We start from the raw sequence: 17,552 nt of genomic DNA on the forward strand, positions 1-17,552 counted from the left end.
TTTATTTCGTTGATTGTCTTTCTTCAATTCTGTGCGGAAGCTCAACAATTTGATCGTCCACTTGTTCTTTGTTCATCAGCTTTGTGAGCAGTCTCATGGCAACAGCACCAATATCATATGTCGGCTGAACGACTGTTGTCAGCTGAGGACGCACCATGAGAGAAAGTCTTGTGTTATCGAAGCCAATCACTTCTAAATCTTCAGGAATGGATACCCCTCTGTCTTGTGCTCCGTGAATGACACCTAGCGCCATTTCATCTGTAGCTGCGATAACAGCTGTCGGCTTGTCAGACTGCTCGAGCAGATGAGCGAGTGCTTCAATTCCAGAATCATAAGAGTAATCGCCTTCAGCGACGAGTGCATCGTCAAACGCGATGCCCGCTTCTTCAAGCGCACGCTTATAACCTGCAAGTTTTCTCACGGAATTAATTGGTTCTGACATTGGACCAGAAACAAACGCAATTCGTTTATGTCCTTTTTCAACTAACAGCTGAACGGAATCATAAATGGCCTGCTCATAGTTGATATTGACAGATGGTGTTTGAGCTTGCTCTTCCACAGATGCTGCAAGAACAATCGGTACAGGAGAGCGCTTAAATTCTTCCACATGCACGTCTGTGATGTTTCCGCCCATAAAGACAATTCCGTCTACTTGTTTACCGAGCATCGTATTTAACAAATGAAGCTCTTTATCAGTATTTTGATCTGAGTTGCTCAAAATGATGTTGTATTTGTACATCGTGGCGATATCTTCAATACCGCGTGCTAATTCAGAATAGAAGATACTAGAAATATCAGGGATGATGACCCCAACTGTCGTTGTTTTTTTACTTGCTAGGCCTCGTGCCACTGCATTCGGACGATAGCCAAGGCGATCAATCGCTTCAAGCACCTTTTTTCTTGTTGTTGGTTTTACGTTTGGATTACCATTTACTACGCGTGATACCGTTGCCATACTTACATTTGCTTCTCTTGCTACATCATATATTGTAACATTATTCACATAAATCACTCCTTCAAATACACTTCATATCTATAGCATTCACCAATTGGATAGAGACATGTCAGATACGAGGAAAATAATATCCTATTTGTCATTAAAACGATGAAAAGAGACACATAATTTTTCAATCTACATCAAAATGACATTCTTTTATGAAATTATACACGTTTTTTTGTCATATGAAAACGTTCCCTTTCTTTTTATAACTAAATTAAACAAACTTTAAACAGCTTGTTACCTGTAATTTGAATCATATTTCATAAAAAACCATCGAGAACGCCAGCTATGACAATGATCTTAACAGATTCTATCGATTTTTAAAAATGAAAACATTGTGAACAAGCTCTTTTTGAACTTGCAATGTGCTTTCTTCCTTTCATTCCCAAACTTCATCGTATTTATTCCATAAAAAAACCGCCGGGCAGTCTCCGGCGGCGATTTCTATCTATGATTACGCGTGAATGTTGACAAGTGGTCTTAACGCATCTAACCATTTTTCGAATTGTGGAATGTCCATTTGCTGCGCTGAATCAGATAGAGCAACAGATGGATCTGGATGTACTTCTGCCATAACACCGTCTGCTCCAATCGCAAGAGCTGCTTTTGCTGTTGGAAGGAGAAGATCTCTACGTCCAGTTGAATGTGTCACATCAACGAAGACTGGTAAATGTGTCTCTTGTTTCAAGATTGGCACTGCCGAGATATCTAGTGTATTTCTTGTTGCTGTTTCGTATGTGCGGATACCGCGCTCGCAAAGGATGATTTGATCATTTCCTTGGGCGATGATGTATTCAGCGGCATTGATGAATTCTGAAATGGTCGCTGCAAGGCCGCGTTTTAAAAGAACTGGTTTCTTCACGGAACCGGCTTCTTTTAACAGTTCAAAGTTTTGCATGTTACGTGCCCCAATTTGGATGACATCAATATGCTCAATCGCTTCTTCAATATGAGCAGGATTAACAATTTCACTAATGACAGCAAGACCGTATTCATCCGCTACACGCTTTAGAATCTTAAGACCATCTACACCAAGTCCTTGGAAATCGTATGGACTTGTACGAGGTTTAAATGCGCCTCCGCGTAGTAGTTTTAACCCTTGTTGTTTCGCTGCTGCAGCTACTTCTGCAACTTGCTCGTAGCTTTCAACAGCACATGGTCCAACGATGAAGCGCTGCTTTCCATCACCGATCGCTTCCCCATTGATGTTCACGATTGTGTTTTCTGGTTTTTTCTTACGAGAAACAAGAAGTGCTTTGCTATGGTCATCTTCTTGAAGCTCTAGACCTGCTTTGAAAATCTCTTTGAAAATATGCTGAATGGTTGAGTTTTCAAATGGTCCATCATTTTCTTCAAGAATTTGGTTCAGCATTGTGCGCTCTCTGACAGGATCATAACGGTTGACACCTTGCGCTTCTTTCGCTTTTCCAATTTCTTTTACAATGTTTCCTCTTTCATTGATCAGTTTTAAGATTTGAAGATTTAGTTCATCTGCTTGCTGCCTCAATTTTTCTAGTTCATTGTTGCTCATTTTTGTCATCCTTTCCTCTGCCTGTTCTCGCTTTTTATTTTTTCATTCTTGCATGATAGGGTTTATTATAAACAAAGATTTCGGAATTGTCACGAAAATTTTCTTTATTACCCAAACGCTTTTAAGCGGTAAAGTATTGTATGTAAGATTATAGCATACTTTTCGTTCAAGTAAACCTTTTTTTATAAAAAAAACGTCAGCCGCTGCTGACGTTTCTTTCTTTTACAGATTATGTTCAAGCGCTTCTTTTGTAATGCTTGAGTGGGATGCATGCCACTTCACTTTTCCACCACTAAAGACGAGTGCTTGAGGACTTTCGTGCTTTACACCCGATTTTTCAGCCACGTAGGATGAAAGCTCTCTCGTATTTTGAATTTGCAAGAAATACGTTGGCACGTCTTCGTGTGCAGACGCAAATGCTTCAAACTCATGAAAAGCCGCTTGGCTGATCGGACATGTCAAACTGTGTTTAAAAAAGACAAACGTCCCATCTTGATTAGTTAGTTGATCAAACTGTTCTTCTGTTTCAATGAGTTGTTTTGACATGATGTTCTCCTTCTTCACTTCGAGCTGTGAGGGTTAGCCTTTAGTAGATTGTTCTACTTTTTCTTTGATATCTTTGATGCCGTCTTCAATTTCTGATTTTGCTTCTTGTGCTCGTACTTTTGCTTCATCAGCTACATCTGATGCTTCGCTTGCTAAATCAGCTGCCGCATCTTCTGCTTCACTTTTCACATGATTAGCTTTACCAGCTGCACGGTCTTTTATGTCTTTCACTTTGTCTAAAATCTGATTTGACTGCTCTGCTACAAGCTGAGACAATTCAGACGTTTTATCTTTCGCAATCGTCACATATTCAGTGCCTCTTTCTTTTGCATCTGTTGCGAGTCGATCTGTTTTTTCTTTTAAAACATTCGCTTGGGTGTTCAAATCATCGCGAAGCTCTTTCCCTGACTTCGGTGCTAAAAATAATGCTGTTGTTGCACCAACAATTCCACCAATAAGTGTTCCGATCAAAAAGTCTTTGCTATTGATTCCGTCTTTGCTCATGATTATTCCTCCTATGCGAATATGGTTTATTTTTGGTGTTTACGCTGTTTCCATTTTTTATAAATTTCAAGTGCTGCGTTACTCCAGCTAACCACATCCGTCACTTTTTCTTGATTTCTTTCAACGGATGAAGAAACCGCACCAGCTGCCTGCTTTATGCTTGTATTAAATTGGTTGATCGAGCCACCAATTCCCTGCACCGCATCCACAACTGTGTTAAGTTTTGCCGATTTGTCTTGAATATCTTCAGCAAGCTGATTCGTCTTATGTAGCAACTGTGCTGTCTCTGTGGTGATACCTTGCATCTGACCTTCAAGACCTTCTAAAGTTGATGCAACATTCTTTAATGTCAGCTGTAAGGATTTTAATGTTTTGGACAAATAGATGACAAGAATGAGGAAAGCAATTGCGATCAGTGCAACGCTTAGATATAGAATAATAATCATCTGATACCTCCTTTGCTGCGGGCATATTCAATTCATTACCCTCTCGTTGTATCATTCAAACATCGCCTAGAATGACCGATTGAATAATAATTCTACACTTATTCGCTAATTCCTGTCCACAGCGAACGAAAAAAAGCGGCACATGTTGACACATTTAGCTCTTTTGTCACATTTTATTCAAAATAAAAAAAGTGCCGTTTTACACGGCACTTTTCGTTTAGCATTTATACAGCGACTTTTTCATAAGCACGCAAATATTTTTGAATGTCTCCTGCTCCCATAAAGATCAGAATTGCATCTTCGTGCGCTTTCAGCACAGATGTATCTTCTTCCTCAATCAATTGGGCCTGCGGGATTTTTTCTCTTAAATCTTCAATGCTCAGCTTCCCAATATTTTCGCGGGCTGAACCGAAAATATCACAAAGGTAGACATAGTCGGCTTTCTTTAGACTATCAGCAAATTCACTTAAGAATTGCTGTGTACGTGTGAAGGTATGCGGCTGGAAGACAGCCACAATATCACGGTCCGGATATTTTTGGCGAGCTGCTTCAATTGTGACTTCAATTTCAGTTGGATGATGTGCATAATCATCAATTAAGACCTGCTCACCGACCACTTTTTCATTAAAGCGTCGTTTCACACCGCCAAATGTCTTTAATGCGCCTTTGATAAGCTCTACATCAATGGACTCATAGTGACATAATGCGATAACAGCTAACGAGTTGAGGACATTATGATTTCCGTAGGCAGGAATGTAGAAGGTATCATAAAACGTATTGCGTACAAATACATCAAATGTAGTACCTTCCGTATTTTTCACAACATTGCGAGCTTGGAAATCATTTTCTTCGTTGAAACCGTAGTACACAACAGGTACCTTCGCTTGAATTTTTGGCAAGTGCTCATCATCACCGCAAGCAATAATCGCTTTTTTCACTTGAAGCGCCATGTTTTGAAACGCATCAAATACGTCATCAATATCTGAGAAATAATCAGGGTGATCAAAATCAATATTGGTCATGATCGCATAATCTGGATGATAGCTGAGGAAGTGTCTGCGGTATTCGCATGCTTCAAAGACAAAATACTCGCTGTTTTCTTTCCCCATTCCAGATCCATCACCGATTAAGTACGAAGTAGGTTTTGCTGCCTGCATGACGTGAGCAAGCAGTCCTGTTGTCGATGTTTTGCCATGAGCACCAGTAATCGCAACGTTTGTGAATGAATCCATGTATTCTCCAAGGAATTTATGGTAACGAATGACAGGAATCCCTTCAGAAAGGGCACGTTCAATCTCAGGGTGTGTATCAGGGAATGCATTTCCTGCGATGACCGTCATCCCTGGCTGAATATTATCTGGGTCAAATGGTAGAATTTTAATATTTCGTTCTTCTAATGCTTTTTGTGTAAAGATATGTTTTTCGATATCCGATCCTTGGACAGTATACCCAGTATCATGAAGAATTTGGGCCAGTGGACTCATACCTGTCCCTTTTATTCCAACAAAATGATAAACAGTCATAATTGTACCTCCAACAAACGTCTATCTGACTTACAGTATATGACGCTCATTTCAATTTGCAACTTGTGATTTTTGCCTCTAGCTGATCACAGATCGCAGCTCCAAATAAAGATTTTCCGATCTTCCTATTCTAATCAATATTAACTATGATTAGTATCCGACAACTTTCCCATTTCTAACACCTGTTTCCGCTTATTTTACATAAAAAAGCGTTCTGGCAGACATGCGAAAAGCGTCCAATTACAAAATTGCACCTATGTGCTATCATACCATGTTTATAAAAAAAATGAAGTGGTTTGTTTAGATCAACTGTTCTAAGTCACTCAGCGTCATGAGCACTTCTCTTGGCTTACTGCCTTTCGCACCAGAAATCATGCCCTCACGCTCCATCATGTCAATCAGTCTAGCTGCACGATTGTAGCCAATTCTAAATCTTCGCTGCAAACTTGATGTACTAGCGCTATTCTGCTCGATGGCAAAACGGCAGGCATCCATAAACAATTCATCTTCGTCTGTAATCGCAGAGCCTTGAAGCATTAGTTCCTCCTGTTCAAAAAGGAACACTGGCTTGCGCTGCTTTCTCACATGTGCCACCACTTGATCAATCTCACGGTCTGATACAAAGTTCCCTTGCAGCCTTGTCGGCTTGCCGGAGCCATTTTCTAAGAAGAGCATGTCTCCTTTTCCAAGAAGCTTTTCAGCACCGGCCATGTCAATGATCGTTCTTGAATCAACCTGACTTGAAACAGAAAACGCAATTCTTGTTGGGATATTGGCTTTAATGAGACCTGTGATGACATCAACAGAAGGTCTTTGTGTCGCAATCAATAAGTGAATGCCGCATGCTCTTGCTTTTTGAGCAATTCGGCAGATGCTTTCTTCGACTTCATTTGGTGCGACCATCATTAAATCAGCCAGCTCATCGATCACCACGACGAGATAAGGCAGTTTTTCACCCATTTGTTTTTCTTTTACAAGCTCATTGAATCGTTTAATTTCTCTCACGCCAGAGTGTGCAAATAGTTCATAGCGTCTTTCCATTTCATCCACTACCCATTTCAGAGCAGCTGTTGCTGTCTTGGCATCGGTAATGACAGGACTCACAAGATGCGGAATGTGATTATACGGCGCTAATTCAACCATTTTAGGGTCAATTAAGAGCATTTTCACTTCATCTGGTGATGCTTTAAACATTAAGCTCACTAAAATCGTATTAATGCAGACACTTTTTCCTGAACCAGTTGCTCCAGCAATTAAGCCGTGCGGCATTTTTTGCAGATCAACCACGACAGGCTGGCCTGAGATATCTAATCCAAGTGCTGCTGTTAAAGGAGATGGATTATCTCTAAAAGCACTGCTTCTGATCATTTCTCTTAAGAACACCATTTTACTGTGCAGGTTTGGCACTTCGATCCCGATCGTGTTCTTCCCTGGAATCGGTGCTTCAATTCGAATATCCTTTGCGGACAAACTAAGTTTAATATCATCTGACAGGTTCGTGATTTTGTTCACTTTGACACCTGGTTCTGGATGTACTTCAAACCTTGTCACAGAAGGGCCCTGTGTGACATGAACAACACTTGCTCTTACATTGAAATTTTTAAGCGTCGCATTAAGCAGCTCTGCCCGCTCTTTCACCCATGTTCCGTCCTCTTCTTTTTGAGCTGGCGGTACGTCTAAAAGGGCGAGACTTGGAAAAACATACCCTTGTGTATCGGCTGCTTTCTTTTGCCCTTGCACGCGCTGATCACTTTTTAACATCATGACATTAAACGGAACCGTAGTGGTTTGACCGCTTGCGCGTGGTGGCTGCGGAGATGTCTGTTTTGGTTCTTCTTTCTTGACTTCGTGCGTTTGTTCTTGCTGCTCTGTCTGTTCTATGACCGTTTCTGCAGGTTCAGATGCAGTTTGTTCCTCTGTTACTTGTTCTACTGGCATCACTTGTTCTTCTTCAAATTCAGCTTCTTGAACCAGCTGATCTTCCTGCAGGTCATGTTGGACTGGATCAGCTTCTTCATATGCTGCCGCGGGCGCTTCTTCTTGTTTGTCTTCTATTGGATCAGCTTCTACTTCTTCCACTGGTTCTGCTGACATATTTTCTGTTAACGCCGCTTCTTCTTCTGCTAGAATGTCTGCTTCCATTTCAATCGCTGGCTGCGAAGGTTCCGGTGTTTCGAAGGTCAACATGTCTATTTCCACAGTATGATCTTCAAACTGATGAACAGGCTCGTCTTTTATTTCTTCTTCATCGCTGGTGGCAGCCTGTTCCGGCTCGGACTGTACCACCTGATCCTGATAGACTTCGGCTTGCTGCTTATGTAAATCAGCTTCATGATAATCTTCTGGCTCGTTTTCTTCTAGCTGGAAAGGCTCGTCAGTTAAACGTTCCATCGTCGATTGAACATGATCTTGATAAGCGAGTTCCTCTTCCAATGTATGCGGGGTTACTTCTGGCTCCTTATCCGCTCTCTCTTTTGCTGATGCTGAAACCATTTCCTCGATACGTTTTTCTTTCTGAATAGATGGGATGTTCATTTGCTGCCTGACATTCCGTTCACGCTCTGCCTCTTCTGATAACAATGTGACACGCTGCGCCGTTTCTTCTGCTGCTTTCCTTTGAACTGAACCTACTTCCTCTTTTGCTTCTGCCTTTTTTGGACGCATATCCTGATGATAGCCATAGATCGGTGATGGAATTTGCTCTGGCTTGAATGGCTTTTTATTCATATCAGGCTGAAGCGTTTGTTTAGGCTGATAGGTTGTCTGTCTAGTCTTTGACTGTCTTGGTTTGGCGTGTTTTCTCTCCGGCTTCACTCCGTCACGCAGAGGTTCATCTGGAACGAGCGGAAACCGAAAGTTGCCTTTTGGATATTCATAATACACTTTCGTATCTTCGATTTTTTTATATTCTTTATGCTGTTCAAAAGCTGGCTGCTTTGGTGCAGCTAGATCTTCTTCAGGTCTTACAGCTTTTTCTTCTTTCTTTTCTTCTCCTAAAAATACACTAAAAAATTTATCTAACCAACTCATCATTTATCACTCACTTTAACTCCCCTTACGTTTTCTTGGGCGATTTTTAGTATACCATTGCTTTTTCATGCAGAAAAGCGAGAAAAGTGCCGGTTTATGCTGTTCATGCTGTCTGTAGATGAAAAAAAGTCACTAAGTACGTACTTAGTGACTTTTGGTATAACACATTCTTCGCTCCTATGTGCCCGTTTATGGGAGGTTATGCTTTAAAGGGTTCGCCAGCTTGATGGCTACCATCTAAAACAAGTATCCCTTTTTCAGCAGGTGCGTCTGGAAGATCTAACTCTTTTGCTGAACAAATCATGCCGCTTGATGGAACCCCTCTTAGCTCAGCATCTTTGATGACCATACCGCTTGGCATCACTGCGCCGACCTTCGCCACCACGACATATTGGCCTTGGTCAACGTTTGGTGCACCGCACACGATTTGTAAGGTTTCATCGCCCACATCAACTTGGCAAATGTTTAATTTATCTGCATTCGGATGCTTTTCTTTTTCCTTTACATAGCCGACAACAAATTTTGGTGATAGATCCACAGTCAACGTTTCACTGACACCGTTGCGGTTTAAAATTTCATTGATATCTTGAACAATGGTTTCAGAAAGCGGGACAGATCCGTTTTCTTCAATTTTCATGTAAGTAGATGCATTGAAGATATTAAAGCCTGTTGTTTCTTTTGTTTCTTGATTGAAGATTCGTACAACATCTCCAAACGTCTCATGTCCTACTTCTTCTCTCGTCACATCTTTCAATGAAATAAGGAGTGTGTCGCCTACACCTTCTGCATTATAAAAAACATTCATTCTTCAAAATTCCCTTCTACTGCTGTTTTGGTCTGCTTTTTGCAAGTATAAAGATCGGTTCAAGCTTACCCTCATCATATAAAAATGACAATGCGGTAATCGGAACCGTACCGCTGGCGAAGAAGCTCATCGACATCTGTCCTAAAATATCATAGCCTGAATCATTGCGAACATCTGCAATGATGAATACATCTTGATGAGGAACAGAAATCGCCATTTGTCCTTCTATTTTTTGCGCGTATTCTTGTAATAACGACTCATTTAAAAGTCTGCTGGCGTCATATCCGTCATTTGCACGGAAGAAATAAAACAGGTTGCCTGCCACTTCATCCATTTTCACTACAGTTTCTAGTGAACGAACGTTGAAGCTTGCAGTTTCTCTGATTCGCTCTTTTGTCCAGTTTTCCTTTTGAAGCATCTTTTCATCAATTAATCGGTAGGTGCTTCCAAGGTCAAGTGCATAGTAGATTCTCGTTTCAGCTGTATGCTCATCAAATACGAGCGGAATTCCATCACTTGATGCCTCAGGAAAGGAAGTGGAACGAATGACCGGATAGATATGCTTTTCTTTTCCTGAAATGTGCTGCGCTTCGCCTTTCATGGCACTCAGCGCTTCTTTCACATAATAAACAATCTCATCAATTGTTTCATCAGGCTTTACTTCCCACTTTGCAATAATTGGCGGGAGCTCTAGTGTGATGCCTTTGCCTGTTTGTTTATCTTCAATACGAAGCGTATCTTTTTCCCGATCAAACTGGTGTGACCAGCTGTCGTTCGTCAGACGGCTTTTGAGTTCATTCGCAAGCTGTCTTGATGTCATTTTTGCCATCGTTTTAGACTCTCCTTTCGTTATTTAGAAAGAGAATCTGTTAAAAATGCTTCTATCTCTTCCTTTGTCTTACGATCTTTGCTAACAAAGCGGTTAATCTCTTGTCCGTTTTTAAAGACTAAAAAGCTTGGAATGCCGTAAATTTCCCACTCTGCACAAGTGTCAATGAACTTGTCTCTATCGACATAGAAGTACTCAAATTCTGGGTAGTTTGCTTCAAGCTCTGGCAAGAATGGCTCAATAAATGTGCAGTCCGGGCACCAGTCAGCTGAAAATAGCAATACCGTTAAGTCTTCTTGAATCACTTTTTGTAATTCTTCGTTAGATTCAATTTTTTTCATGTTTCATTCCTCCAGTTTGTATGGTTAAATCTCCGAATTGTATATAGCCTTTCTTTCTCATCCATTCTGATACTACCAAACTAATCACTGCCGGGCCAACGATATGCAAGAGAGCTATCGCCAGAAATACAGATGGATGAAACCCCATGACAGTGAGGGTCATGAGCTGTCCAACAAGCCCGCTCGTTCCCATTCCCGCTCCTGCCGCATTATTGACCATCCCAAAGCCAATAATACCAATTGGCGCGAGAATCAGACCAGCAATCGTCGGCGGAATCAGGATGAGGGGGTTTTTCACAATGTTCGAAAGCTGCAACTTTGACGTCCCAATGCCGACAGCCGCAAGCCCGCCAAAGCGATTTTCTCTAAAACCTGCAGCAGCAAAGCCAACCATTTGGGCACAGCAGCCAATCGTTGCAGCACCAGCAGCTGTTCCGCTTAAGTCAAGCATGAGCGCAAGTGCAGCACTTGAAATCGGAGAACTTAGAGCAAGTCCAACAATGGTCGCTACTAGCATGCCCATGATCAGCGGGCTTTGGTCTGTCCCCCACATGATAAGTCTGCCAAGCCCTGTCATCATCGCCTGAATGCCAGGACCGATGAAAGCAGCAGTGAAAAAGCCAGTGATAATGGTGACAAGCGGCGTTAAAATAATATCAATTCTTGTCTCACCACTAACCAGTTTGCCGAGTTCCACCCCAATTAGAGCAGCCACGAAGCTTCCGGCTGGTCCCCCAAGCTCTGCTCCAGCGGCACCTGAGACAACACTTGCAAAAATGATTAATGGAGAAGCATTTAAGCGATAAGCAACTGCTACACCAATTGCCGGTCCCATCAGACCCATAGCAAGCGTACCCATTTTCACAATGAGAGAAAGTGATAACAGACCACCTGCTGTTTTTAAAATCAGACCTACCACTAATGTAGCAAATAGACCTAAAGCCATATAAGAAAGTGCATCAATGAAATACACCTTTGGCGAAAGGGAGATCCCCTTTCTTTTCAAATAAGTCATCAACGTCGTCTTCCTGCTTTCTCATAGGAAAGACGAAGAGGCCTGTCCTTCCCATTATATGTAGTATTCTTACGATGAAAAATTGTCTCTACCATGAATATCATAATCATATTTTTTTTGCTTTATCAAGCACTTCTTGTGTAACATGAAAAGAAACAGGACAAACCTTTACTAAGTTTGTACAAAAGGAGGAGTTCGTTATGCAATTAACTGTTTATTTAGCTGGAGAAATTCATAGCCAGTGGCGTGATGAAATCAAGGAAAAAAGCCAATCTTTGAAGCTTCCGGTGACATTTGTCGGTCCAATGGAGAATCATGACCGCTCAGATAACATCGGTGAGGATATTTTAGGTGAGCAGCCGAATGCCATTTTCAAAGATGATGCAGCGTCTGATTTGAACAATTTTCGTACTGAAATTTTATTAAACAAAGCAGATGTCGTCATTGCACGCTTTGGTGAGAAATATAAACAGTGGAACACAGCCATGGATGCGTCTGCTGCAATTGCAAAAGGGAAACCTCTGATTTTAATCCGTCCAAAAGAGCTGCACCATCCGCTAAAAGAACTCTCAAACAAAGCAAATATCACTGTGGAAACTGTAAACCAAGCGATCAAGGCGTTATCTTACGTGTTTGAACAGCAATAAGAAAAAAGGCTGCTCTTATTGAAGAAGCAGCCTCAGATTGTTGACAAAGGGCTAAAATGATCTTTATTTTAGCCCTTTGTCTTCTTTTCAGCGTGATAGAAAACCTTTGCAGCCCTAGGAAGGACGAGTACCGGAGCGGAGCGAATTGTACATTCGTGAGCACCGGCACGCAGGACTGACAAAGAATGCGAGGGTTTGTCTACACGCTGAAGCTGCTCTCATTGAAGAAGCAGCCTTTTTCTATTCTATTTATACTTGTTGATAAATAGAATCCACTGTACTTTGATCACAATTTTTCACTAGGCGGACAATTAACTCTTTTGCCGCTGCGTAATCATCCACATGTAACACAGAATGACTTGTATGAATGTAGCGTGCGCATACCCCAATGACAGCAGAAGGCACACCTTGGTTTGAAATATGAACACGTCCAGCGTCCGTACCACCCGGTGATACGAAATATTGATATGGAATGTTGTTTGTCTCAGCAGTATCGAGTACAAAGTCTCTCATTCCGCGGTGCGTAATCATTGTGCGGTCAAAAATACGCAGAAGTGTACCTTTTCCAAGCTGGCCGAACTGTGTTTTATCACCTGTCACATCGTTTGCAGGACTTGCATCTAAAGCGAAGAAAAGATCTGGCTGAATCATGTTTGCAGCTACCTCAGCTCCTCTAAGCCCTACTTCCTCTTGAACAGTTGCTCCTGAATACAACTGGCATGAAAGTGATTCATCTTTTAATTCTTTTAATAATTCAATTGCAAGGCCGCAGCCATAACGGTTATCCCAAGCCTTTGCCAAAATCTTTTTTGGATTCGCCATTGGGGTAAATACCGTTGCAGGAACGATTTGCTGCCCTGGGCGAACGCCAAGCTCTTTTGCCTCTTCTTCACTGTCTGCACCAATATCAATAAGCATATCTGACGGCTTCACAGGTTTGCTTTTTTGTTCTGGCGTCAGAAGATGAGGAGGTGTACTCGAGACGACACCAGGAATTGGCCCGTGATCGGTATGAACGTCCACACGCTGCGCCAGCATGACTTGACTCCACCAGCCGCCAAGTGTTTGAAAACGAATCATTCCGTTTTTCGTGATCGATGAGACCATGAATCCGACTTCATCCATATGACCAGCTACCATAATTTTCGGTGCGTTTTCCGGCCCTTTGCGTACGCCAAACACTCCGCCAAGACGGTCTTGAATGAGTTCATCAGAATATTTCTCAAGTTCCTTTTTCATAAAAGCACGCACATGGTGCTCATTTCCTGGTGTTCCCTGTAATTCTGTTAAATTTCGGAAAAGCGACAATGTTTCTTCGTTCATTCTACAGTTTACCTCGTTTCTATGTAATGACCATATATATTCCTATAAAAATAACACTCACTTTATACTATAAGAATTCTTTCGGTTTTCCAAGTATCTCTCTAGAAATTTTGAATATGCTTTCAATTATTCGGATTCCTTAACATCAATGGACAAGTTTTGTATAATGGAAAAAACAGCAATACGGAGGTGCAGCACGTTGAAGTTAAAACATATTTTGATTGGTGCGAGTATTGGAGTAGCCGCTGCAATTGTTGCAAAGAAAGTATTTTTCCCTACGTATATCTCATCTGAAAAAGCATTAAAAATTGTGAAATCTGCTTTTAAACAGCGCGGCCCGATTGATGGCTCTTGGATTTATACTGTACCAGAACCGTATACCGTAAATGGTGAAACGATTGATGTGTACAAATCTGGCATTACCCGCTCTGCCTTTGGCGAGCTTGAACAGTATGAAGTGATGATTGATGCCAAAACAGGCATGATCGTTGATGTAATTGATTCTGTTGCTTGATCAAGAAAGCTTCGCAAAGACATGTCCTTGCGAAGCTTTTTTTATATGGCTTTGATTTTTTTGTACACAGGATGCCACATCGCGTCCTGCACAGCCTGAATGAGGTCATCAGGCGTTTCTTCTGCTATTCCTTCATCAATTGCTGCCTGCGCCACACGGACGGCCACTGTTGCTGAAACGGTTCGAAGCTGATCGACACTTGGCAGCATCGCTGCACCCGGCTTCCCCACATTGACCATGCTTGCAATGGCTTCAGCACTCGCAACAAACATACTGTCTGTCATCAACCTGGCTTTTGACACAATCGTGCCTAGACCAAGACCTGGGAAGACAAGGGCATTATTCGCTTGTCCAATTTCATATGTGACGCCTCCATATTCAACAGGATCAAATGGGCTTCCCGTTGTCACAAGTGCGCGTCCTTCAGTCCATTCAATCAGATCTTGCGGCTTTGCTTCTGAAAGAGGTGTCGGATTCGACATCGGTAAAATCGCAGGGCGCTCCACGTGTGACGCCATTTCTTTTACAATTTCCTCTGTAAATGCTCCTCCGACCGTCGAGGTGCCAATTAAGATTGTAGGTTTCGCCTGTTTGACGACCTCTAATAGATCAATCGAATGCTTTGGACCATTACGGGCATAATCCTTTACTTCGTCAGAACGTCTTGCATACGGCTTTTGAAATGGCTGAATGTCAGGTGAATCATCTGTGAGCAGCCCCGTTTTATCAATACACCAGAAATGATCATAGGACTCCTCTTCTTTGACTCCGTCTCTGACGATCGCATCACGGATTTGCTCGGCTATGCCAATACCTGCCGTACCCGCTCCAAAAATGACGATACGGTGATCTTTCAGCGGGACCTTCGAAGCTTTTGCACATGCCATAACTGCAGCAAGTGAAACGGCGCCAGTTCCTTGAATGTCATCGTTAAATGTACAAATGCGGTCCTTATATTTTTCCAATATCGCACGGGCATTCTTTGTACCAAAATCTTCCCAGTGAAGAAGTGCATTTGGGAAAGTAGCACGGGCAAGCTCGACATATTGATCAATGAACTGATCATAGCGCTCTCCTCGAACGCGGGAGTGCTGATTTCCAACATAAAGCGGATCATTTAAGAGACTTTCCTGGTTCGTCCCGGCATCAAGCACTACCGCCAGCACGCGGCTAGGATCAATGCCTGCTGCAGCTGTATAAACAGCAAGTTTCCCGACTGAAATGGCAATCCCGCCAACGCCCCAGTCTCCGATGCCTAAAATGCCTTCTGCATCAGTTGCAACGATTAAATCAATTGATTCATCAACACCATAAGAAGCAAAAATTTCTTCCATGCCTTCTAGATCATCAATCGATAAATAAAGCCCTCTCGGCTTTCGATACTCATGGCTATAACGCTGAATAGCCGTTCCTACAGTCGGCGTGTAGACAATCGGAAGCATTTCCGCCAAGTGCTCATTAAGTAATTTGTAAAAAAGCACTTCGTTTCTATCATGAAGTGATGTTAAATACACATTTTTCCCTAGCTCATCCGGCTGTGCCTTGAACTGCTCATATGCACGCTTTGCTTGATCCTCTAAAGTTAAAACCTTAGGCGGAAGAAATCCCTTTAACCCGAGCTCCTTCCGCTCTTCCTTTGTAAATGCAACCCCTTTGTTTAAATAAGGGACTGACATGACTTCCATCCCTCTTAATGGTGTTTCGATCACATCACCATGTACACGATAAAATTGGTTCACCTGCACTCTTCCTTTCACAAGTTCATTTTGTCGTTATTTTGTGTGAAAGGCGAAAAAAACATACAGATGATCTTTTATCTTCCTGTTTCTCTTTTGATTTCGTGTGTAATCTGCCCGTCTTCGTCCCATTTTACAGCACGATAAATGGCATCATGATAAAACAAATACCACGCATTTTTTTCTTCTGCAAATGCCTGCCACTTTTGCTTGGCTGGAATCGACGTCATTGGGTAATCATCATATGCCAAAACCCAGAGTGGATTTTTATGAGCGTGTGTAGGCATGATATCAGCTAAATGAATCGCTGTTTCGCCCTCACTTGTGAGCGTTAAAATACTATGACCATTGCTATGGCCGCCTGTATGGTGGAGCTCGATGCCTTCTATCACTTCAATACTTTCTTCAAATGTGACCACTTGATCTGCCACAGGCTCCCAGTTTTCTTTCCAATATGTATTTCTTGAGCGAATGTTCGGCGCTCTCATTTCATCCCATTCGATTTTCGATGTGATGATTTTTGCCTGCTGAAAAACAGACACGAACTTATCGCCTTCACGTTTTGTTAATCCGCTGGCATGATCAAAGTGCAGGTGTGTCATTAATACGTAATCTATATCTGATGGGCGCAGACCAAGGGCCGCTAGAGATTCTTCCAATTTGGTTTCCTCTGTCACGCCGTAATTGCGTTTTTGTTTATCTGTCAGCTTCCCTGACCCGATACCGGAATCCACTAACAGATGCAGTCCCTTCCACTGAATGAGGATTGGATCACATCGTAATTCAATTTGATTGCGTTCATTAACCGGGTATTTTTTTGACCATAAAGGCTTTGGCACGACACCGAACATTGCACCGCCGTCCATGTGCGTATCTCCCCCGTTTAACCAAAACAGTTCCATTTCACCTATTTTCATTGTCTCCATTGCTGTCATCCCTCCTTTTTCTATCGTAGCAAATACAGCCAAAAATCGCATGCACCAATCTTTTCATAAAAAAAGCTGACTGCAATTTTTTTTGTAGCCAGCTTGGTGTCACTTGTTATTCTGGGAATTTGACTTCTGATCGATAGATGGGTTGTCCCATAGATGAGAATTTCTCTTCATATTCAGTCATCACGTTTCCTTCTAAGCCGTCCTCATGTAAATCTAGGCTGACATACGTTAAAAGAAGGCCATAGGCAGAAAAACTTTTTAAGGAATATTCAAATAACCCGCGGTTATCAGTTTTGAAATGTAATTCACCGCCTGGACGAAGAATATGTTCATATCGCTCTAAAAAGGTTTTAAACGTCAATCTGCGCTTTTCGTGTCTTGCTTTTGGCCACGGATCAGAGAAATTCAAATACACCCGGTCAATCTCATTTTCCGCAAACACATCTGTCAGCGTCTCAGCATTAATGTTCAAAAGCTTTACATTTTCAACATCTGTCTCTTTGATTTTATCTACTGCCGTCACAATGACACTTTTAAATAATTCAATGCCAATATAGTTGATATCAGGATGAAGCTTGCCCATTCCAGCAATAAAGCTCCCTTTTCCTGTCCCAACTTCGATATGGATTGGATGATCATTTCCAAACAGCTCATGCCATTTCCCTTTATATTGCTCGGGACTTGCTAAAGCAATATGAGCATTCTCAGCTAAGTAATCATCAGCCCATGGTTTATGTCGCATTCTCAATTTGATACACCTCTATTTTCTTTACATTTTATCAAGATACCATGAAACATAAAGACCCGCAAGACAGCATCTTCTATGT

General features: G+C 41.9%; 17 protein-coding genes. 2 read left to right on the forward strand and 15 right to left on the reverse strand.

Features of this window, described 5'->3' with window-relative positions:
• Window position 1: 1 nt before the first annotated feature.
• The 11 genes from ccpA to NST59_RS13645 all read right to left on the reverse strand — a co-directional run bounded on the left by ccpA (window position 2) and on the right by NST59_RS13645 (window position 11,570).
• Window positions 2-1,003, reverse strand: a complete 1,002-nt coding sequence (gene ccpA, locus NST59_RS13595) for a catabolite control protein A (RefSeq protein WP_024424851.1) — start codon at window positions 1,001-1,003, stop codon at window positions 2-4.
• 451 nt (window positions 1,004-1,454) lie between these two features.
• Window positions 1,455-2,531, reverse strand: a complete 1,077-nt coding sequence (locus NST59_RS13600) for a bifunctional 3-deoxy-7-phosphoheptulonate synthase/chorismate mutase (RefSeq protein ID WP_034279528.1) — start codon at window positions 2,529-2,531, stop codon at window positions 1,455-1,457.
• A 222-nt stretch (window positions 2,532-2,753) separates the two neighbouring features.
• The gene (gene ytxJ / locus NST59_RS13605; RefSeq protein ID WP_039180682.1) at window positions 2,754-3,077 is read right to left on the reverse strand and encodes a bacillithiol system redox-active protein YtxJ; all 324 of its coding nucleotides are present in this window, start codon (window positions 3,075-3,077) and stop codon (window positions 2,754-2,756) included.
• 33 nt (window positions 3,078-3,110) lie between these two features.
• Window positions 3,111-3,581, reverse strand: a complete 471-nt coding sequence (locus NST59_RS13610; RefSeq protein ID WP_039180684.1) for a YtxH domain-containing protein — start codon at window positions 3,579-3,581, stop codon at window positions 3,111-3,113.
• A gap of 26 nt (window positions 3,582-3,607) precedes the next feature.
• Window positions 3,608-4,027, reverse strand: coding sequence for a DUF948 domain-containing protein (locus NST59_RS13615; RefSeq protein ID WP_024424855.1), 420 nt, complete (start codon window positions 4,025-4,027; stop codon window positions 3,608-3,610).
• A gap of 224 nt (window positions 4,028-4,251) precedes the next feature.
• Window positions 4,252-5,550 carry a UDP-N-acetylmuramate--L-alanine ligase gene (gene murC / locus NST59_RS13620; RefSeq protein ID WP_039180691.1) on the reverse strand — a complete coding sequence of 433 codons (1,299 nt, stop codon included), beginning with the start codon at window positions 5,548-5,550 and terminating at the stop codon, window positions 4,252-4,254.
• A 300-nt stretch (window positions 5,551-5,850) separates the two neighbouring features.
• Window positions 5,851-8,583, reverse strand: coding sequence for a DNA translocase FtsK (locus tag NST59_RS13625; protein WP_151284611.1), 2,733 nt, complete (start codon window positions 8,581-8,583; stop codon window positions 5,851-5,853).
• 196 nt (window positions 8,584-8,779) lie between these two features.
• On the reverse strand, window positions 8,780-9,385 hold the full coding sequence (gene ytpR / locus NST59_RS13630) for a YtpR family tRNA-binding protein (RefSeq protein WP_024424858.1): 606 nt from the start codon (window positions 9,383-9,385) through the stop codon (window positions 8,780-8,782).
• Window positions 9,386-9,401: 16 nt separating this feature from the next.
• The gene (locus tag NST59_RS13635) at window positions 9,402-10,214 is read right to left on the reverse strand and encodes a DUF1444 domain-containing protein (protein WP_064497808.1); all 813 of its coding nucleotides are present in this window, start codon (window positions 10,212-10,214) and stop codon (window positions 9,402-9,404) included.
• Window positions 10,215-10,234: 20 nt separating this feature from the next.
• Complete coding sequence (locus NST59_RS13640) at window positions 10,235-10,555, reverse strand: thioredoxin family protein (RefSeq protein ID WP_024424860.1); 321 nt, start codon at window positions 10,553-10,555, stop codon at window positions 10,235-10,237.
• Entirely contained in the window at window positions 10,542-11,570 is a 1,029-nt protein-coding gene (locus NST59_RS13645) for a PTS transporter subunit IIC (protein ID WP_058838261.1), read from the reverse strand. The genes NST59_RS13640 and NST59_RS13645 overlap by 14 nt, the downstream gene beginning before the upstream one ends.
• A 200-nt stretch (window positions 11,571-11,770) precedes the next feature.
• Between NST59_RS13645 and NST59_RS13650 the strand changes: the two genes are divergently transcribed.
• Window positions 11,771-12,217, forward strand: a complete 447-nt coding sequence (locus NST59_RS13650) for a YtoQ family protein (RefSeq protein ID WP_024426182.1) — start codon at window positions 11,771-11,773, stop codon at window positions 12,215-12,217.
• A gap of 249 nt (window positions 12,218-12,466) precedes the next feature.
• Here NST59_RS13650 and NST59_RS13655 read toward each other — a convergent pair whose 3' ends face one another.
• Entirely contained in the window at window positions 12,467-13,540 is a 1,074-nt protein-coding gene (locus NST59_RS13655; RefSeq protein ID WP_059375155.1) for a M42 family metallopeptidase, read from the reverse strand.
• 199 nt (window positions 13,541-13,739) lie between these two features.
• On the opposite strand from NST59_RS13655, the gene NST59_RS13660 reads away from it, so the two are divergent.
• The gene (locus tag NST59_RS13660; protein ID WP_058838258.1) at window positions 13,740-14,054 is read left to right on the forward strand and encodes a PepSY domain-containing protein; all 315 of its coding nucleotides are present in this window, start codon (window positions 13,740-13,742) and stop codon (window positions 14,052-14,054) included.
• Window positions 14,055-14,095: 41 nt separating this feature from the next.
• Here NST59_RS13660 and NST59_RS13665 read toward each other — a convergent pair whose 3' ends face one another.
• The 3 genes from NST59_RS13665 to trmB form a co-directional block, all read right to left on the reverse strand.
• Window positions 14,096-15,793 (reverse strand): NAD-dependent malic enzyme, encoded by a 1,698-nt coding sequence (locus NST59_RS13665; RefSeq protein WP_081258405.1) that lies wholly within the window; start codon window positions 15,791-15,793, stop codon window positions 14,096-14,098.
• Window positions 15,794-15,867: 74 nt separating this feature from the next.
• Complete coding sequence (locus NST59_RS13670; RefSeq protein ID WP_341040755.1) at window positions 15,868-16,716, reverse strand: YtnP family quorum-quenching lactonase; 849 nt, start codon at window positions 16,714-16,716, stop codon at window positions 15,868-15,870.
• A 115-nt stretch (window positions 16,717-16,831) separates the two neighbouring features.
• A complete protein-coding gene (trmB, locus tag NST59_RS13675) occupies window positions 16,832-17,473 on the reverse strand; it encodes a tRNA (guanosine(46)-N7)-methyltransferase TrmB (protein WP_024424866.1) in 642 nt (213 codons plus the stop codon).
• Window positions 17,474-17,552: the final 79 nt, after the last annotated feature.

The organism is Bacillus sp. FSL R5-0439 (assembly GCF_038008805.1).
GTDB classification, from domain to species: Bacteria; Bacillota; Bacilli; order Bacillales; family Bacillaceae; genus Bacillus; species Bacillus safensis.